The sequence below is a fragment of the Stenotrophomonas sp. PvP093 genome, assembly GCF_017876915.1.
Lineage (GTDB): Bacteria > Pseudomonadota > Gammaproteobacteria > Xanthomonadales > Xanthomonadaceae > Stenotrophomonas > Stenotrophomonas muris.
In genome coordinates, this window is the sequence record NZ_JAGIOX010000004.1 from 3,466,220 (window position 1) to 3,484,670 (window position 18,451).

The 18,451-nt window shown below is 67.9% G+C and carries 13 protein-coding genes; 5 read left to right on the forward strand and 8 right to left on the reverse strand.

Going from position 1 to position 18,451, the window contains the following annotated elements:
- Positions 1-50 precede the first annotated feature (50 nt).
- Both J3A72_RS18790 and J3A72_RS18795 read right to left on the reverse strand, forming a co-directional pair.
- Positions 51-1,055, reverse strand: a complete 1,005-nt coding sequence (locus tag J3A72_RS18790) for a 2-hydroxyacid dehydrogenase (RefSeq protein ID WP_075076108.1) — start codon at positions 1,053-1,055, stop codon at positions 51-53.
- A gap of 97 nt (positions 1,056-1,152) precedes the next feature.
- Positions 1,153-4,026: an autotransporter domain-containing protein gene (locus J3A72_RS18795; protein ID WP_075076109.1), complete on the reverse strand. Its 2,874-nt coding sequence runs from the start codon at positions 4,024-4,026 to the stop codon at positions 1,153-1,155.
- A 230-nt stretch (positions 4,027-4,256) separates the two neighbouring features.
- Between J3A72_RS18795 and J3A72_RS18800 the strand changes: the two genes are divergently transcribed.
- The 5 genes from J3A72_RS18800 to J3A72_RS18820 are packed head-to-tail and all read left to right on the forward strand — an operon-like array spanning position 4,257 to position 10,274.
- Entirely contained in the window at positions 4,257-4,790 is a 534-nt protein-coding gene (locus tag J3A72_RS18800) for a sigma-70 family RNA polymerase sigma factor (RefSeq protein WP_075076110.1), read from the forward strand.
- A complete protein-coding gene (locus tag J3A72_RS18805) occupies positions 4,787-5,755 on the forward strand; it encodes a DUF4880 domain-containing protein (RefSeq protein WP_075076111.1) in 969 nt (322 codons plus the stop codon). Before J3A72_RS18800 ends, J3A72_RS18805 begins: the two co-directional genes overlap by 4 nt.
- Positions 5,756-5,769: 14 nt before the next feature.
- Positions 5,770-8,568: a TonB-dependent receptor gene (locus J3A72_RS18810; RefSeq protein ID WP_075076112.1), complete on the forward strand. Its 2,799-nt coding sequence runs from the start codon at positions 5,770-5,772 to the stop codon at positions 8,566-8,568.
- 45 nt (positions 8,569-8,613) lie between these two features.
- Positions 8,614-9,570: a hypothetical protein gene (locus tag J3A72_RS18815; RefSeq protein ID WP_046429530.1), complete on the forward strand. Its 957-nt coding sequence runs from the start codon at positions 8,614-8,616 to the stop codon at positions 9,568-9,570.
- Complete coding sequence (locus J3A72_RS18820; protein ID WP_014646381.1) at positions 9,567-10,274, forward strand: hypothetical protein; 708 nt, start codon at positions 9,567-9,569, stop codon at positions 10,272-10,274. Before J3A72_RS18815 ends, J3A72_RS18820 begins: the two co-directional genes overlap by 4 nt.
- 59 nt (positions 10,275-10,333) lie before the next feature.
- On the opposite strand, the gene J3A72_RS18825 is transcribed toward J3A72_RS18820, so the two are convergent.
- The 6 genes from J3A72_RS18825 to J3A72_RS18850 all read right to left on the reverse strand — a co-directional run bounded on the left by J3A72_RS18825 (position 10,334) and on the right by J3A72_RS18850 (position 18,379).
- Positions 10,334-11,023, reverse strand: coding sequence for a lysoplasmalogenase (locus tag J3A72_RS18825; protein ID WP_053494916.1), 690 nt, complete (start codon positions 11,021-11,023; stop codon positions 10,334-10,336).
- Positions 11,020-12,903: a M61 family metallopeptidase gene (locus tag J3A72_RS18830; protein ID WP_075076113.1), complete on the reverse strand. Its 1,884-nt coding sequence runs from the start codon at positions 12,901-12,903 to the stop codon at positions 11,020-11,022. Before J3A72_RS18830 ends, J3A72_RS18825 begins: the two co-directional genes overlap by 4 nt.
- Before the next feature lie 198 nt (positions 12,904-13,101).
- Positions 13,102-14,052 (reverse strand): 4-hydroxy-3-methylbut-2-enyl diphosphate reductase, encoded by a 951-nt coding sequence (gene ispH / locus J3A72_RS18835; protein ID WP_005408565.1) that lies wholly within the window; start codon positions 14,050-14,052, stop codon positions 13,102-13,104.
- A 27-nt stretch (positions 14,053-14,079) separates the two neighbouring features.
- Complete coding sequence (lspA, locus tag J3A72_RS18840; RefSeq protein WP_032956391.1) at positions 14,080-14,604, reverse strand: signal peptidase II; 525 nt, start codon at positions 14,602-14,604, stop codon at positions 14,080-14,082.
- The gene (ileS, locus tag J3A72_RS18845) at positions 14,604-17,435 is read right to left on the reverse strand and encodes an isoleucine--tRNA ligase (protein WP_075076114.1); all 2,832 of its coding nucleotides are present in this window, start codon (positions 17,433-17,435) and stop codon (positions 14,604-14,606) included. The genes lspA and ileS overlap by 1 nt, the downstream gene beginning before the upstream one ends.
- Positions 17,432-18,379 (reverse strand): bifunctional riboflavin kinase/FAD synthetase, encoded by a 948-nt coding sequence (locus J3A72_RS18850; RefSeq protein WP_014646375.1) that lies wholly within the window; start codon positions 18,377-18,379, stop codon positions 17,432-17,434. Before J3A72_RS18850 ends, ileS begins: the two co-directional genes overlap by 4 nt.
- Positions 18,380-18,451: the final 72 nt, after the last annotated feature.

Sequence of the window (18,451 nt, forward strand, 5' to 3'; positions counted from 1 at the left end):
GTAGCCCGCGATTTTACGGGCTGGGCGCCCCGGCGGTCAATCCACCCCGCTCAGCTCACCTCCACCCGGTTCGCACACACCCGCCCCTCCGCAAAATCCCGCAGGTTCCCCAACGTGATCGCCGAGATCTCCTGCAGCGCCTCCACGGTGAAGAAGCCCTGGTGGCCGGTCACCAGCACGTTGGGGAAGGTCATCAGGCGTTGGAAGGCCTCGTCGTCGATGATCTCGCCGGAAAGGTCCTGGAAGAACAGCGCGCTTTCCTGCTCGTAGACGTCGATGGCCAGATGACCCAGCCGCCGCGATTTCAGCGCGCGGATCACCGCTTGGGTATCCACCAGCGCGCCGCGCGAGGTGTTGACCAGCATCGCGCCGGTCTTCATCCGCGCCAGCGAGGCGTCGTTGATCAGGTGCTGGGTATCGGGCGTCAGCGGGCAATGCAGCGATACGATGTCGGCCCGCGCCAGCAGTTCATCCAGACCAACCCTGTCGCCCACGCCGGCAAAGGCCGGCGACGGATACGGATCATGCCCCAGCACGGTGCAGCCCATGCCCTTGAAGATGCGCGCGGTGGCCAGGCCGATCTTGCCGGTGCCGACGATGCCGACCGTGCGCCCATGCAGGGTGCGCCCGAGCAGGCCATCGAGCATGAAGTTGCCCTCGCGCACGCGGTTGTAGGCGCGATGGGTCTGCCGGTTGAGCGTCATCACCAGCGCCAGCGCGTGCTCGGCCACGGCTTCGGGGGAATAGGCCGGCACCCGTGCGACGAACAGGTCCAGCGCTTTCGCGGCGGCCAGGTCCACATTGTTGAAACCGGCACAGCGCAGCAGTACGGCGCGTACGCCCAGCGCATGCAGCGCGTGCAGTACCGGCGCGTCGAGGCGGTCATTGACGAACACGCAGACGACGGCGCAGTCCTGTGCCAACGCAGCGGTATGCACGTCCAGCGCGGCATCGAAATACACGAACGCAAAGCCCTGCCCGGCCGCATCGCGCTGGTTGGCCTCGTCGAGGAAACGACGATCGTAGGGGCGGGCACTGAAAACGGCGATCTGCATGACGGGGCCTGGCTGGATTTCCCTGCCGACCATACCGCAGCACCTGCCCTGATGGGATGGCCCCGGCGATACGCATATCGCCGGGGCCGGGTACCGCTTAGAACCGGTAGCCCAGGCCCAGCATCACGCCGTTCTGGATCTGCCCGTCGCGGCGCTCACCCACGTAGTCGGCCATGATCGACAGGCGCTCGCTGGCGCGACTGGTCACGCCCACGTTCCAGGCCAGTACCTGCTCGCCCACGGCCTGGCTGCTGGCGCCAAACACCAGGTCCGGGGCCGCAGCAAAACCGGTGCTGTAGCGCGCCTGTGAATCGCCCAGCTCCTTCTGCCAGACGACGCGGGCACGCGGGGTGATGCGCTCGCCGTTGTTGCCTTCGAAGGTCTTGAACAGCTGCACGCCGGCACCCACGCGGATGCTCTCCAGGCTGCCGCCGCGCCCCACCAGCGCACCAGCGCCCTGCCCTTCGTTGAAGCGGGTGGCCGAGGTCCGCGCGTAATCCACCACCGGCAACAGCGGCTGGATCACCAGTCCCTTGCCGGTGGTGAAGGAGAACGCATGCTCCACCCGCGCCGAGATCGCGTCGTTGCTGTATCGGGCGCGCAGTGGCTGTTGCAGGCCATCGATGGCCGAAAGGCTGCGGCGGGTATCGTGGCGCAGGTCGGTGTAGCGCACGGCCGCCGACAGGTAGCCACGCGAATAGGTCGCATCCAGGTAGCCGCCCACATCCAGCGCGCGCACGTCGCCACTGAAACCGGAGCCATCGCTGGCCTTGGTCGACATGTCCGCGGCGGCCACGCTGACGCCGAGGGTGACGCGGTCATCGGCCACGTGCGTGTCGGCACCGACCACGATGCCGCCGATGTTATGGCTCAGGCCGGCCACGCCACCGTCGGCGTCGATGCGGCCATGGCTGGCGAAACCGCGCGCCCACAGGCCACGGCTGCCACCCGCCGCGCGGCTGTCGCCAGCAGCCTCGCCGGCCGGCTCGACCAGATGCATGGCCAGCTGGTTGAACAGGCTGCCATGGCGCATGCCCGGCTGCGCCGACACCGACTGCGCCGCCTGCGAGGCCAGGCCATCGGCATCGCCGCCACTGCGCATCGCCGCCTGGTGCTGCTGCACCACGTTGCCGATGCTGCCCAGCAGTGCATTGTCGGCCAGGCGCAGGCTGGCGTGTGCATCACCGCGCAGGGCGCCGGCCTGCTGTGCGATCACAGCGCGGTCGGCGAACTGCAGTGCGCCGAGCAGCGACTTCAGGCCGCTGTCCTGGCGATCCGATGCAGCTGCCAGCGCGCGCCCCAGTCCATCGCCGGAGGTGCCGTTGGCAAACAGGCCCAGCTGATCGAAGCCCGGGTTGGCGGTCAGCCACAGCCCGTCGGCCGTCTGGTTGACGTTGAAGCTGAGCAGCGAATTGTGGCGCGGGCGGAATACTTCGCCCGCGGTGATGCTGGCGCTGTAGCCGGTGTCGCCCAGTCGCACGGCATCCTGGAAGCCGCCCTGGTAGATCGGCCCTTCCACCAGATCGCGGCGGTAGGTGCCGGCATAGAAGCCCTGGGCGACGTTCAACGCCAGGTGTGCGCCCTGCGCGATCACCAGCGCCCCCTCTTCGGCACCGCCATCGTAGAAGCTGCCGACACGCAGGCGGCCACTGCCGGTGCCACCGGCCTCGGTAACATCGAACAGCACCTGCCCGCCGGGCATGATGTTGACGTAGCCGTGGGTCACCAGATCACCGCCACGCGGCATCAGCGTGCCGAACACGCGCAGGCGGTTGAAGCCGTCTTCGCGCCAGGACGGGCCGGTGCCATCCAGCAACGCATCACTGTCGGTGCCGACCGATGCGATATCGCCATGGCCAACCACCACGCTGCCGGGCATCACCCGCAGCTCGGGGGTACGCAGCGCGCCGCCCTCCAGCGCGATGGTGCCGTTGTCGACCAGCATGAAATCGGCGCCGGTGGTTTCGGCGGTGCGCCAGGTGGCGCCATTGCTGACACGGATCACGCCGGCGGAGTTGGCCAGGGTCGAGGTATCCAGATCGGCCAGCCGCAGCTGCCCGCGCAGTTCGTCCTGGAGGTCGGGGTCGGCAAGCAGCTGCTGCAGCGACTGCGCGCCGATGCCGTTCGGCCCCCGCGTGGAGACGTTGTACAGGCTCACCGCGTAGTTGATGTAGGTGCTGGCCCAGTCGGTGTTCCAGCGCGCGAAATCGTCGTCGACGAAGGCCTGCAACTGGCGCGCGGTGCGCAGGTAGCCCGGATTGATGTCGCCGCTGACGTTGCTGGTCACATGCAGGGTGTCGCCCGGATCGCGATAGCCTGCCGTGTTGATGATGTTGTTGCCGCGGATGTCCTGGCCCGGGAACGACTCCAGCTTGCTGCCGCTGCCATCCGGATCGAAGGTGACCGATGTACCCGTGGTGCGCGCCGGGTCGCGGAACACCAGCAGGCCATTGGGCCGCACCACCTCATACATGGCCTTGTGCAGCAGGCCGGCATCCATGCCGCCGCCATAGTTGCCGGTGTAGATCTGGGTCATGCGCGGCGACGGTGCGTAGGTGATCCTGCCACCACTGCTGGCGGCATGGATCTGCACCGAATCGACCAGCGGCAGGTCGCCGCCGAGATAACGGTTGACGCCGCCGGACTGCATGATCGAGCAGGACGAAATGCAGTGGCCGGATACGATCGTGTCCAGGCCCTGGGTGCGGATCACCGCCTGCAGCCACTCGCCGGCGATCAGCGCGCCACCGTTGGACGTGCGCAGCACGACTTCGCGGATCGGGCGTCCTTCGGCCTGCGCCTTGGCCAGCAGCGCGGGCAGCGCCACCACATCGGCAACGGTTACGCCGCCGCTGAGGAAGACGCGATCGTCCTGCACGTGATAATTCATTGCCATGACGTCATCAACCGCCGCCATGGCGGTGATGCCCAGCAACGCTGCCAGGGCCAGGCTCAACTTCGAATGCTTCATGTGTTCTCTCTCCACCCGCAACGCACGGGTCGAAAGTTCAACGTCCGGACGGTGCGCCCTCCCCCAGTGCAGCGCCCCTCGAAACATGAACGCATTCACAATGGATTCGTGGGCCACGCACACTCTTCCCCATCCGGTCATCGTCGCGTAAAACTCGAAGACGTACCCGCCACCGACGTCCGAGGCCAGCCCTGTCCGCCCCCTCTCCTCTGATCCATCGCGCGCCGGACCTGTCCGCGCCGGCGGACGCGTTCATTGCGTTCGTGCGGGAGGAACGCGCGCCGTTGTGTGCGTTCCTGCGCACGCGCGGTGTCGGGCCGGAGGATGCCGAGGACATCGCGCAGGACTGCATGGAGCGGCTGATCCGCTATCGCGCGCACAGTGCCGACGAGCTGCGGCTGCTGCTGTATCGTATCGCCCGCAACCGCCTGGCAGACCGCGGCCGTTCGTCGCAGTCGCGGCCGCATCTGTCCCTCGCCGAACATGATGGCGGCAACGAGCCTTCCAGCACGTCGCCCGATCCATTGCGCCAGGCCGAGTCCGGGCAGATGCTGTCCCTGCTGCGGCAGGCCCTGTTCAAGCTGCCCGAGCGCGCGCGCGAGGTGTACCTGCTCAACCGGATCACCGGCATGAGCTACACGCAGATCGCGCGGCACTGTGGAATTACTGCCAAGACCGTGGAAAAACACATCGCCCGCGCCCTGCAGGGCCTGCGCCAGGAACTCGGAACGGATCCGCTGCACAACGACAGGGACAACGGATGAGTCACGCCAGGCCCAGGGAAGATACGCAGCTGTTCGAACGCGCCAGCGCCTGGGTGGCGCGGCTGGAGGCTCCGGACTGTACGCCGGGCGAGCGCGAGACGTTCGAGGACTGGTTGGCCGAGGACCCGGCCCATGTTACTGCCTGGGTCCAGGCCGAGACCCTGTTCCAGCAGGGCGAGGAACTGGCCGCCGACCCGTGGCTGCGCACCGCCGCGGCACGTGCGGCACGGCCGGCGCCGCGTCGCTGGCTGCCGGCAGTGGCCGCTGCCGCAGGCGTCTGCCTGGCCATCGGGATCGGCTGGATGATTGCCGTCGACGGCAACCCCACGCCGCTGCGCTACGCCAACGATTCCCACCAGCCCCGGCTGCAGACGCTTGCCGATGGCAGCGTGGCCACGCTGGATGCGGGCACCACCCTGCACGCCCGTTTCGGTTGGCGCCATCGCAACCTGGTGCTGGAACGTGGCCGCCTGCAGCTGCAGGTCGCACCGTCGGGCAAGGCCCTGCAGCTGCGCGCCGGCGACAGCACCATCCGCGACATCGGCACCACCTTCCAGGTGGAACGCCTGCATGATGGCCTGGTTGAAGTCGCACTGCTGGAAGGTGCGGTGGAAGTCAGCAGCGGGGGCACCCAGCACACCCTGGCGCCCGGCCAGCAACTGCAGGTACTGCCGTCGGGCCGCATCCAGCCCGGTCCGGCACTGTCGTCCAATGCCGCTGCTGAAGGCTGGCTGCAGGGACAGCTGGTGTTCGATGCCACACCGCTGTCGATCGTGGTCGAGCGCATGAACCGCTACGGCCACACGCCGCTGGTGATCGCCGATCCGGAAATCGCCAGCCTGGCGGTAAGCGGCACCTTCCGTGCCGGCGACGCGCAGGAACTGCTGTCGGCACTGGAACTGGGCTGGTCGGTGGCTGGCCAGACGCGACCGGATGGCGCGCTGGAACTGCGCCGCACGTACTGAGGAGGCCTGCGGTGATGGCAGTACCGGGCGCGCTGCAGGGGGGGCTGCTGCTCCGCACCCTGTTCTGCCTCGCGTTGGGCATCCCCGCGCTGCCGTCTGCCGCTGCGGCCGAGCAGGCGGGCACCCTGGAGGTCGATGTTGGCTCAGGCCCGCTGGCGCCGGCCCTGCAGCAATGGGCGCGACAGAGCGGCATTGCCCTGCTGTTCGATGCGCGTGAGCTGGATGGCCTGCGCACGGTCGGCACTCATGGCCACCGCGATGCGGCCGCGGCCCTGAAGGAACTGGTCGCGGGCATGCCGGTGAACATCCTGCGTACGCCTGCTGGCGGATTCGTCGTCCGCCGCACCCGCCCCGCGCCACCATCGCCACCGTCGGTCGCGGCACGCGCCACGCCCGCAGCAGGTTCGCCACACAAGTCCGCCAACGCGCCGCCGCAGGTGGAACTGGCGCCGATCCATGTCACCGGCAGCCGGCTGCCGCGCACCTCCGTGCAGACCACGCTGCCGGTCACCATCATCGACCGCGATGACATCCTGCGCAGCGGCTACGGCAGCCTGTTCGACCTGCTGCGGCACTTGCCGGGCATGAACGGGCACCCGGCGATGAGCACCTCGCGCAGTGGCGATTCGCAGTACCTGCCGGTGGGTGCGGCCACCACCACCAGCCTGGACGGCATGGGCCCGCGTGCGACCCTGTTCCTGGTCAATGGCCGGCGCCTGCCACGCTATCCCATGGTGTCGCTGGAACAGGGTGGGCTCACCGATCTTGGGGGAATTCCGCTCAGCTTCGTCGAACGCATCGAGCTGGTACGTGGCGGCGCCTCGGCCATCTATGGCGCCGACGCGATGTCCGGCGTGGTCAACATCATCCTGCGCGACCAGGCTGACGGCCCGGAAGCCATGCTGCAGACCGGCCTGAGCGGGCGCGGCGACGCTGGCCAGTATCGCGTGCAGGCGGCCACTGGCGGCGTGCGCGACGGAGGGGACCGCTGGTTCGCCGGCATCGACCTGCACCGCATCGACCACGTGGCCGGTGATCGCCGCCAATGGCATGCGGAAACCTCGCAGTACCTGATCGGCGCGTTCCGCGATGGACGCTACTGGCCGGCAGAACGCTGCGAAGGCCCATTGACGCGGCGCGATGGTGCCTGCTGGTTCGACAGCGCCCGACCACGCTCGCTGCAACCGGCCTCGGATACCGCCTCGGCCTACCTGCGCTACCGGCATGAGCGCGGCGAAGGTCGCTATGCCTACGCCGAGGCGCGGGCCAGCCACAACCGGCAACGCTTCGACCTTGGTCCAACCGCCGTTGCCATCGGCCTGTACGGGTTCACCTTCAACAGCGTGCTGCGCGAAGCTGGCAACGTGCGTCCGCATGTACGTGCCACCGACGCCGACGTCACCTTCGGCATTGGCCGCGACCAGGGCCGGCGCAGCTGGGATGCCGGCATCAGCGCACAGCGCAGCGATGTCAGCCTGTCCACGTCGGGCACCGTGCGCGCCGAGCCCCTGCTGCGGGTCGCCGAGACACTGGATTTCCTGCCCGGCTTCACCTCGTTGCCGGCGGGCGCGGCCGAGCAGTTGTTCCCGTCGATCCGCAATCGCGGGCGCACCGAGCAGTGGCAGGGCTGGTGGGGCATGCAGCGGGAGCTGATGCCATTGGCCGGCGGTGCTGCACAGCTGGCCACCGGCATCGACCTGCGCCAGGAGCGCTGGACCTCGCATCCCGACGCCCTGCTGAGCCAGGGTGACCTGGCGCTGGGCCTGCCGCAGGAGCAGCGCCACCTGGCGCGCCGCAGTGGCGGCGCCTACGCCGAACTCGGCCTGCCCCTGGCGCACACGCTGCGCATGGACCTGGCCGCACGCTGGGACCGCGACGGCGACTACCAGGCCTTTTCGCCCCGCGTGGGCGTGCGCTGGAGCCCCACGCCCCGGTGGTCCTTCCTGCTTGCCAGCGGGCGCGGCTATCGTGCGCCCAGCCTGTTCGAACAGCGGCGTCCCCCGGGCTACTTCGGTGCGATCGAGCTGCCGGCCTCCAGCGCCCTGCCCGACTGCGCGCAGAGCAGCGGCAACGGGCGCTGCAGCGTCACCGTGGACGTGGTGGAGAACGATGCGTTGAAGGCCGAGCGGTCGCGCAGCCATTCCCTGGCCGCGACCTGGACGCCGACCGATACGTTCTCGCTGTCACTCACCCACAACATCGTCGAACTGCGCAACGAGATCCTGGCCCTGCAACCGGCCGACGCGGTGTGGAACCCCGGCACCTGGGAGCTGGACGAGGACGGCCACCTGAGCAACCTGCGCCTGTCCTTCGACAACATCGGCCGCACCACCTCGCGCAACTTTGTACTGCGCGGGGAGTACCACATCGATACCGGCAACACCGGCCAGTGGCTGTTCTCGCTCGATGCGCTGAAGCAGCAGGAACTGCGCCGCGAACGTGGCCATGATGCAACGGTGGACCTGCGCGGCCATGTCACGCCGACGATGGCCGCCGTGCTGAACGTGCAGTGGCAGAACAGCAACTGGGACATCGCCCTGCGCGGCAACCAGGTGGGGCGCACGCGCGCCTGGCTGCCCGGTGCGGAATGCCCGGAGGAACAGCGCGAGCAGAACCACTGCATGAACCCCCGGCAGCTGCGCTGGAACCTGCATCTCGCACGACGCCTGGGGCCGCGCGTGGTCGCCGCGCTGGACGTGCACAACGTGCTCGACACGCAACCGGTGAACTATCTGGTTGGCAACGGTGGCCAGATGCCGGGGCTCGACGATCCGCTCGGCCGCTACTTCCTGCTGACCCTGCAGATCCGCTGAGCGTAGTACCCTACGCGCCCTGTTCCATCGGTTCCCCACCACCCCATGAAGGCCTATCTCTGGTTCTGGGGCGCGTTCCTGCTGTTCTTCGCGTTGCCCTTCCCCTGCATCCTCTATGTCGGCACGTCGTGGCCGGTGCAACTGGCCGACCGCAGCGCGCCATGGCTGGCCCTGCTGCTGCTCGCGCTGTCGGTGATCCTGTGGCTGGCCCTGCTGCTCGCCTTCCTGCACTACCTGCTGCTGGGCCCGCCGCGCGCGCTGCATCGGGTGCGCACCATCCTGGCCGGCGGTGAGCCGCGCGACGCGTTGATCGAACAGGCCGAGCAGACCGGCGTGCACGTGCGCGGCTTCGCGCAGTGGAAGCTGCAGCTGGGCTTCCAGAACCTGTCCGGCACGCCCATCAACGAACAGATGCTGGTGGTGGACAGCAAGCCGCAACTGCAGCGTTTCGTTGCCGGCCAGCGTATCGAGGTACGCCTGAGCCGGATGCCGGGCGCGTTCCCCAACGTGGTGCTGGAGGGTGCCCAGCCTGAACTGGATGTCGCCAGCCTCTGGCGTCGTGGTGTCGGCGCAGCGATCGGCATCGTGGCGGTGGCCAGTGCCTATGTGGCCGCCTATCGGCTGCAGAGTGAGGGACTGGGCTGGACCTTCCTGTCGCTCGGTCATCCGCTGCTGGTGTGCCCGCTGGTGTTGTGCGGCTACGCGCTGGGCCTGCGCCTGCTCGGCCGGCTGCTGCAGGCCGACGCCCGCGGTGACGCGCTGAAGTATCGCGGCATCGGCGTGGATGCGAAGGTGCTGAAGCTGCGCCAGACCGGCACCTATCTCAACGAGCAGCCGCAGGTGGAGTTCCAGCTGGAGTACATCGACCGCGAAGGTGGCGTGCAGCAGGTGAGCGTGCGCCGCTTCATCCCATTGATCGAGCTGGCCAATCTTCCGCGCGAGCGGGTCACGCTGTTGTACGACCCGGAAGATCGCCGCAACGTTCGCCTGGAGGGTGTATGAAGCAGCCGCCCTCGACCCGGCTGGTGTTCTCCGTGGTGTTGCTGGTGCTGGCCGGCGTCGCCGTGGCAGGCGGAGCCCTGCAGACGCTGGGCGAAACACTGGGCCATTCGGTGCAGGCCGACAGCGCAAGCGCGCCGATCGCCATGCCGCCAGCGCGCGAGAGGCCCGCTTCGCTCGCGCCGATGACCGAGCCGCGGTTGCCGCCGGTGCCCGAACGCAACAACCGGTTGTTCGATGCGGACTACCTGCTGGCCGCCCGCCAGGCACTGGAACAGATGCCTGCGCTGGCCGGGCACCGGCTGACGGTATTCCACAGCATCCACTTCTACGACGATGGCCGGATCAATCTGGACCTGGTGGATCCGCAGCAGCCGTCGCGCGTGGACAGCTACCACTTCGAACGCGGCCAGTGGCGCAAGGGCGACCCGGTCAATCCGCAGCGCTTCGCGCCCACCATCACCCTGCGCCGCAGCAGCACGGCGCTGGCCAACATCGATTTCGAGGCGGTGCCGCGCGTGGCCCAGGCACTGCAGGCACAGCGCAACGCATTGATGGGCACTCCCGGTGAAGTCGGCCACGTCTATGTGATCGTGCGCAAGGGTGGCACTCTGGTCTGGCTGCCGGACGAAGTCGCCGGTGATCGCCAGTCCGCACGCCTCTCTTTCGACGCACAGGGCCGTTCCGGCAACGCGACCCTCCGATAGTCAACGCGAAAAGGGGACGGAGGGGATTAAGTCGTTTGTGCCTTGGTGCCGTCTGCGACTTAATCCCCTCCGTCCCCTTTTTGCTGTTTCACGGAGCGGGCGATGGCGTACTGCGCGCCGTAGTAGGTGGACAGCACCAGCAGGCTGGCCAGTGGCAGGCCGCCGGCGAAGCGGTCCCAGGCCAGCAGCGAGTCGCTGGCGACGAACAGCAGCGCACCGGCGGCCGCCCAGCGGGAGCTGCTGGCATCCACGGCATCGGGCTTGGGGCTGCGCCACTGCCGCGCCAGGGCGAGCACCGCCATCGATGCCAGCACCAGCACGTATGCCAGCACCGGAATGCGCATCGGTGCGGGCAGGTGCGGCCACAGGCCAAGCACGTTGAGTACAGCGAACGCGCCGAGGAAGACGCTGGCGGCAAGCAGGCCACGTCCGGCACGCAGGCCATCGCGGAAGGCGACGATGTAGCAGAGGTGCGCCAGCAGGAACGCGACCAGCCCCGGCACGAACGCATCCACCGGCAACATCAGCGCGATATCCCCCACGCACGACAGCAGCATGCCAGCCAGCACCGCGCGTCGGTAGAACGGCTGCGCTGGATCATGCACGCGCCAGGCGATGGCAGCGATCAGCAGCGTGGTGGTCGGCTTGGCCAGCCAATGCAGCCAGCGCCCGTCGCCGTGCAGGAACGCACCGAGGATGGCGAGGATCGCCATCAACAGGATCACGCCATCGCGGGCGCGCGGTTTCATCGTGCCTTCCACAGGTCCGCAAGGCGGTCAGGCTTGCCGGCGATACGCTCCAGCACCGGGTACTGCAGGCCATCGTGGTAGGCGATGTTCATCGTTTCGATGCGGTCGAACTGCTTCACCAGCAGCACGATCGGCGCCTTGTCCTTCGCCGCCGCAGCTACCGCATCCTTCAAGCGCTGGCTGCTGTACTCGCGCCCACCAACGGCAATCACCTTCATGCCCGGCGCCAGGCCGGCATTGAACGCCGGGCTGTCCCAGATCACGTCGCCGACCACACCGCTGTCGAGCACGGTCGCACCCAGCGAGTACGCCAGCAGCGCCGCCTTGGCGCGTTTTTCCTGTGCCTTGTAGGCGTCGTTCGGCGTATCGCGGTAGACCAGCTTCCAGCCCGCCAGTTCCAGGCCGCCGGTCAACGAACCGTGGCCGTCCAGGCGCCCGCGCAGGAACGTCGCCCAGTCATACAGCGCTATGCCGTTCAAGGTCGCGACCACGTCGTTGAAGGTGTACGGGTTGACGTCCCAGTCGCCGTTGCCCACGCCGAAGAACGCACGTGCGAAGTCATCCAGGCTGCGCCGGTTGCCGCTCAGTTCGCGCAGCTTGCCCTCCACTTCCAGCCACAGCATCTGGCCGCCGGAGTAGTAGTCCTCGCTCATCTGATAGTTGCGGTAAGGCAGCGTGCGGCGCTGCGCGATGGTCGGGTCATTGGTGGTGTCCTGCAGCGGCCGCCAGGCCAGGCCCGGGCGACCACGGTCATAGGTCGCGGCCACGTTGGCCAGCATGTCGCGCGCCTGCGCGGTCGACCACAGCCCTGAACGCGCCGCCAGCACCTGGCCCCAGAACTGGGTCTGGCCTTCGTAGACCCACAGCAGGCTGTCGCCCATCGGCGTGTTGAAGTTGGCGGTGGCGAGATCCGCGCCGCGACGGTACTTGCCGTTCCAGGAATGGGTGTACTCGTGCGGCAGCAGATCGCGCATCCACGCGTTGTTGTCCCACTCGGTGAAGTAGCCCGGGTCGGCGCTGTTCTCACTGGAACGGTGATGCTCCAGGCCGATGCCGCCGAGGCGGTCCGTCAATGCCAGCAGGAACTCATAGTGGTTGTAGTGCCGCGCGCCGTAGAGCTTGTCGGCCTGCTGCACCAGCGCGCGGTGCATCGTGATCTGCGCCTCGCTCGGCTTCAGCGATTTGGCGTCGTCGGCAAACACGTTGAGGTGCACCGGCACCTTCGCGCCCGGATCGAGATCGATGCGCTGGTAGTGCTCGCCGGCAAACAAGGGCGAATCGACCAGATGGTCATAGGAGATCGGCTTGAACACCACGGTGTCACCGTCGCGGCGCGCGGTCTCCAATGCAGTGGCGAACGACCAGCCTTTGGGCAGGGTAACGCTGGCCTGCGCCTGCAGCTGGCGCGCGTCGATGCCGGCCGGATACAGCGAGTTGGCGTTCCACTGCAGGTTGAGCATTTCCGGGGTCATCACCACCCGGCCCTGGCTGCCGCCCTGCGAGGACAGGAAATCGAAGTGGGCGACGATCTCGCTGGCGCCCTCGGGCACGTTCACCTTGAACGCATAGACGTTGTACTGATCGCGCTGCCAGGCCAGCGGCTTGCCGTTGGCGGTCACGCGCAGGCCGGCCAGCTTGTCGATCGGGCCGGTGGGCGAATGGTTGCCGGGAATCCACTGCGGGTACAGCAGGGTCATCGGGCCGGGCTTGGCCGGCACGGTGGCGGTCACCTTGAAGATGCGCCGGGCCAGATCGCGCGCGTCCACATCGATGCGCAGCAGTCCTGGGGCTGCCGCGTTGGCCGGTGGCGAGGTCTGCGCAAGTGCAGGCGTGGCCGCCAGCGCGAACAGCAACGACATTGCCAGGGCTCGGGTCTTCATCAGGCAGTTTCCAACAACGGGGAATCCTCCGATGCTAGGCCTGTGCCATGGCCGGCCCCATGGCCAAAGGTCATGGGCGGTGCGCCCACCCGGCCATGCCAAAGGCGTGCGAACCAAGGTTCGCACCCGCCAGATCAGTTTCGGTTCGCACCCACACCCGGTAGTGGCGGGCCGTACCCGGCAGACGTCCTTCCGCGGTCAGTCGACCAGGCGCAACCGCAGTTCCTTCGGCAGCGCGAACACCATCGATTCCGGTTCGCCGTCCAGCTCGCCCACGCCGGTGGCGCCCAGCTCGGCCAGACGCGCCAGCACGCCATCGACCAGCACCTGCGGCGCCGAGGCGCCGGCGGTCACGCCGATGTGCTGCTTGCCTGCCACCCATGCCGGGTCGATCTCGTGCGCACCATCGATCAGGTACGATTCCACGCCTTCGCGGCGGGCCAGCTCGCTCAGACGGTTGGAGTTGGAGCTGTTCGGCGAACCGACCACCAGCACCAGGTCGCAGCGCTTGGCCAGGTCGCGCACAGCATCCTGGCGGTTCTGCGTGGCGTAGCAGATGTCGTCGTTCTTCGGGCCCTGCATCGCAGGGAACCGCTCGCGCAGCGCATCGATGATGCCGCGCGTGTCATCCACCGACAGCGTGGTCTGGGTGGTGTAGGCGAAGTTTTCCGGCTGGTTGATCTGCAGCGTCGCGACCTGCTCGACATCCTCGACCAGGTAGATCTGCCCGGTCCCGGCTTCGCGGTTCCACTGGCCCATGGTGCCCTCCACTTCCGGGTGACCGGCGTGGCCGATCAGCACCACGTCACGGCCGGCACGGCAGTGGCGCGCGACCTCGAAGTGGACCTTGGTCACCAGCGGGCAGGTGGCGTCGAACACCTTCAGGCCACGGCGCTCGGCTTCCTGACGCACGGCCTGGGACACGCCATGCGCGCTGAAGATCACGGTGTTGTTGTCCGGAACCTCGTCGAGCTCTTCGACGAAGATCGCGCCGCGCTGCTTCAGGTCGTCGACCACGAAGCGGTTGTGCACCACTTCATGGCGGACATAGATGGGCGCGCCCAGCGTTTCGATCGCGCGCTTGACGATCTCGATCGCACGATCGACACCGGCACAGAAACCACGCGGGTTGGCGAGCAGCACATCCATCAGTTCAGTCTCCCGGCGGCAGCCGGCTTACGGTTTCGGGTTGGCATTATCCGCCTTTTTGGCGGACTTTCCGTCGAACAGGCCAAACAGCGCGATGCCGACGGCACCCACCACGATGGCCGAGTCGGCGATGTTGAACGAGGGCCAGGTGTAGCTGCCCACATACCACTGGATGAAGTCGACCACGTGGCCGTGCACCTGGCGGTCGATCACGTTGCCGATGGCGCCACCGATGATCAGCGCATACGGCACCGCGGCCTTCCAGTTGCCGCGGGCGGTGCCGCGCAGCCACCACGCCATCAGCCCGCTGATGGCGATCGCCAGCGCGGTGAAGAAGTACTTCTGCCAGCCACCGGCGTCGCTCAGGAAACTGAATGCCGCGCCGGTGTTGTAGGTGCGGTACCAGTTCCAGAAGCCGTCGATGACCACCACCGGCTGGAACTCCGGCAGGCTGGACAGCACCCAGGCCTTGGACCACTGGTCCAGGCCGATGATGGCCACCGACAGCAGCAGCCAGACCAGGGCGTTCGGATGCGGACGGGGCGCGGCCATCAGAACCAGCTCCGCACTTCGCCGGCGCCGGTCACGTTGCTCACGCAACGGCCGCACAGCTCGGGATGGTCGGCGTTGCTGCCGACGTCGGCGCGGTGGTGCCAGCAGCGCACGCACTTGGCCTTGGTGGTCGGCTGGGCGCTGACGAACACCTCGTCGGTGGTCGCCGGGCGCACCTGCACGTCGCCACTGATGAACAGGAAACGCAGTTCATCGGCCAGCGGCTGCCAGCGCGCGGCCTGTTCTTCGCTGGCGGCGATGGTGATCTCCGCTTCCAGCGCCGCACCGATCGCACCGTTGGCGCGCATCGGCTCGAGCACCTTGGCCACCTGCTCGCGCACGGCCAGCAGCTGGTCGAAGTCGGTGGCGTTGAGCTGGGCATCGGCCGGCAGCGGCGCCAGGCCGTCGTACCAGGTGGTGAACAGCACGTGGCCGGCGTGTTCGCCCGGCAGGTAGCCCCACAGCTCGTCGGCGGTGAAGGTCAGGATCGGCGCAACCCAGCGGGTGAACGCTTCGGCGATGTGGTACATCGCGCTCTGTGCCGAACGGCGACCGTGCGAATCGGTCGGCATCGTGTACAGGCGGTCCTTGGTCACGTCCAGGTACAGCGAGCCCAGGTCCACGCTGCAGAAGTTCAGCAGCAACTGCACGATCTCGGCCATGTTGTAGCCGTCGTAGGCCGCCTTGATCTTCTCCTGCAGCTCCCACGCGCGATGCACGATCCAGCGGTCCAGCGCGACCATCTGGTCGAGCGGACGCAGGTGCTGGGCCGGATCGAAACCGTCCAGGTTGCCGAGCAGGAAGCGTGCGGTGTTGCGCAGGCGGCGGTAGGCGTCGGCGTTGCGCTTGAGGATCTCCTGCGACAGCGACATCTCGTTGCTGTAGTCGGCCGAGGCGATCCACAGGCGCAGGATGTCCGCGCCCAGCTTGTTCATGATGTCCTGCGGCTCGATACCGTTGCCCAGCGACTTGGACATCTTGCGGCCGTGCTCGTCCACGGTGAAGCCGTGGGTCAGGCACTGCTTGTACGGGGCACGCTTGTCGATCGCCACGCCGGTCAGCAGCGAGGACTGGAACCAGCCGCGGTGCTGGTCGGACCCTTCCAGGTACAGGTCGGCCGGCTTGCCGAAGCCACGCGCGGCGAGCACGCCTTCATGGGTCACGCCCGAATCGAACCAGACGTCGAGGATGTCGGTGACCTTCTCGTAGTCGGCCGCGTCGGCACCGAGCAGTTCGGCGGCGTCCAGCGAGTACCACACGTCGATGCCCTCGGCTTCGACGCGGTCGGCGACCTGCTGCATCAGTTCCACCGAACGCGGATGGATCTCGCCGGTCTGGCGGTGGGTGAACAGTGCGATCGGCACGCCCCACGTGCGCTGGCGCGAGATGGTCCAGTCCGGGCGACCGTCGACCATGCTCTGGATGCGCGCCTTGCCCCAGGTCGGGAACCAGCCGACGGTGTCGATGGCGGCCAGCGCATCGTTGCGCAGGTTGGCCTTGTCCATCGAGATGAACCACTGCGGGGTGGCGCGGAACACCACCGGCGTCTTGTGGCGCCAGCAGTGCGGGTAGCTGTGGCGGATCGGATGGAACGCCAGCAGCGAACCGTTGTCGCGCAGCACGCCGACGATGGCCTCCTGCGCCTTCCACAGGTGCTGGCCCGCCAGCACCACGTCACCGGCCGGCGGGGTCGATTCCAGGTACACGCCGCGGCCGTCGATCGGAGTGACCTGGCCAGCGTTGTACTTGTCCAGCAGGCCGTACTTCTGGCTGACCACGAAGTCTTCCTGGCCGTGGCCGGGGGCGGTGTGCACCGCACCGGTACCGTCCTCGTCGGAGACGTGGTCGCCATTGAGCACCAGGATCTCGCGCTCCGGGTAGAACGGATGCGCCAGCAGCTGGTTTTCCAGCGCAGCGCCGGTGGTTTCACCGTGCAGCACCACTTCGTCCACGCCATAGCGCTGCAGCGCGCGCTCGGCCAGGGCCGCGGCCAGCACCAGCCAGCGGCGCTTGCCGTTGTGGGCCGGGCCTTCGGCCAGCACATAGTTGATCTCCGCGCCCAGCGACACCGCCAGCGAGGCCGGCAGCGTCCACGGCGTGGTGGTCCAGATCGGTACGGCCACTTCGACGTCGACCGGCACGCTCACGCCGAACGCCTGGCCGATGGCCTGCGCATCGCGTGCGGCGTAGGCGACGTCGATCGCCGGCGATTCCTTTTCCTGGTACTCGATCTCGGCCTCGGCCAGCGCCGAGCCACAGTCGAAGCACCAGTACACCGGCTTGGCGCCGCGGACCAGGTGGCCGTTGGCCACGACCTTGGCCAGCGCGCGGATCTCGTTGGCTTCGAAATCGAAGCTCAGGGTCTTGTACGGGTTGTCCCAGTCACCGGTCACGCCCAGGCGCTTGAAGTCCACGCGCTGGATGTTGATCTGCTCTTCGGCGAACTCGCGGCACTTCTGGCGGAATTCGACGGCGTCAAGCTTGGTGCCGACCTTGCCCCACTTCTTCTCGACCGCGATCTCGATCGGCAGGCCATGGCAGTCCCAGCCCGGCACGTAGGGCGCATCGAAGCCGGCCAGGTAGCGCGACTTGACGATGATGTCCTTCAGGATCTTGTTGACCGCGTGGCCCAGGTGGATGCGGCCGTTGGCGTATGGCGGGCCGTCATGCAGCACGAACAGCGGGCGGCCGGCGGCGTTGTCGCGCAGCTGCTGGTAGAGCCCCTGCTCTTCCCACCGCGCCAGAATGCCCGGCTCGCGCTTGGGCAGGTCGCCGCGCATCGGGAATTCGGTGGCTGGCAGGTTCAGGGTGGTCTTGTAGTCCTGGCTCACGCAGTGGCTCGCAATCTATGTTCGGAAAGGATGGCGCGCGCCTGTTCGGCGTCGCGGTGCATCTGGTCGGTCAGCGCCGCCAGATCATTGAATTTCTCTTCGTCGCGCAGCTTGGCGACGAACTCCACGTCGATGTGGCGGCCGTACAGGTCGCCCTGGAAATCGAACAGGTGGGCTTCCAGCAGCGGCTCCACGCCCTCCACCGTCGGCCGCGTACCGAAGCTGGACACCGAAGGCCAGGGCTGGTCGAACACGCCGTGCACCCAGGTCGCGTAGATGCCCGACAGTGCCGGGGTCTTCGGGAAGCGCAGGTTGGCGGTGGGGAAGCCCAGCGTACGGCCGAGCTGGCGCCCGCGCACCACCCGCCCGCTGATCGCGTAGGGGCGGCCGAGCAGGTCGTTGGCGCGGGCGAAATCGCCCTCCTGCAGCAGCTGGCGGATGCGGGTGCTGGAGATGCGCTCGCCATGCAGGTCCACCGCTTCGATCTCGCCCGCGGTGAAGCCGAGTTCGGCGCCCATCTCCTGCAGCAGTGCCAGATCACCGCGGCGGCGGTTGCCGAAGCAGAACTCGGGCCCGATCCACACTTCGCGGGCGCCCAGCCGGTGCACCAGCAACCGGCGCACGAAGGTCTCGGCCGGCATCGCCGCCATCGCCGCGTCGAAACGCAGCAGGCCGATCGCATCGACGCCGAGCTCGCGCAGGATCTCGACCTTGCTGCGCGCCAGGGTCAGCCGCGGCGGCGGCGTGCCCTGGGCGAAGAATTCACGCGGCAGCGGCTCGAATGCCACGGCCACTGCGGCCACGCCCAAGGCGCGCGCGCGGGCAACCGCGTGGCGGACCAGCGCACGATGGCCCAGGTGGAGGCCGTCGAATGCACCGATACAGACCACGCTTCCGTTGGGGAACAGCTCCCCGCCCTCGACGCTTCTGAACAGCCTGCTCATCAACTCTCGTTCCGGCCCGACCGGGGCCGCCGCTTCAATGGTGTAACCCTGAAGTATAGCCGCCACGGACCG

What these genes read in the sequence shown, in the direction of transcription:
- J3A72_RS18830 (WP_075076113.1), bottom strand. Translation starts at nt 12,903, where the DNA reads ATGAAGACCCGAGCCCTGGCAATGTCGTTGCTGTTCGCGCTGGCGGCC.
- J3A72_RS18820 (WP_014646381.1), top strand. Translation starts at nt 9,567, where the DNA reads ATGAAGCAGCCGCCCTCGACCCGGCTGGTGTTCTCCGTGGTGTTGCTG.
- J3A72_RS18790 (WP_075076108.1), bottom strand. Translation starts at nt 1,055, where the DNA reads ATGCAGATCGCCGTTTTCAGTGCCCGCCCCTACGATCGTCGTTTCCTC.
- J3A72_RS18810 (WP_075076112.1), top strand. Translation starts at nt 5,770, where the DNA reads ATGGCAGTACCGGGCGCGCTGCAGGGGGGGCTGCTGCTCCGCACCCTG.
- J3A72_RS18795 (WP_075076109.1), bottom strand. Translation starts at nt 4,026, where the DNA reads ATGAAGCATTCGAAGTTGAGCCTGGCCCTGGCAGCGTTGCTGGGCATC.
- ispH (WP_005408565.1), bottom strand. Translation starts at nt 14,052, where the DNA reads ATGGATGTGCTGCTCGCCAACCCGCGTGGTTTCTGTGCCGGTGTCGAT.
- J3A72_RS18815 (WP_046429530.1), top strand. Translation starts at nt 8,614, where the DNA reads ATGAAGGCCTATCTCTGGTTCTGGGGCGCGTTCCTGCTGTTCTTCGCG.
- J3A72_RS18805 (WP_075076111.1), top strand. Translation starts at nt 4,787, where the DNA reads ATGAGTCACGCCAGGCCCAGGGAAGATACGCAGCTGTTCGAACGCGCC.
- J3A72_RS18825 (WP_053494916.1), bottom strand. Translation starts at nt 11,023, where the DNA reads ATGAAACCGCGCGCCCGCGATGGCGTGATCCTGTTGATGGCGATCCTC.
- J3A72_RS18850 (WP_014646375.1), bottom strand. Translation starts at nt 18,379, where the DNA reads ATGAGCAGGCTGTTCAGAAGCGTCGAGGGCGGGGAGCTGTTCCCCAAC.
- lspA (WP_032956391.1), bottom strand. Translation starts at nt 14,604, where the DNA reads ATGGCCGCGCCCCGTCCGCATCCGAACGCCCTGGTCTGGCTGCTGCTG.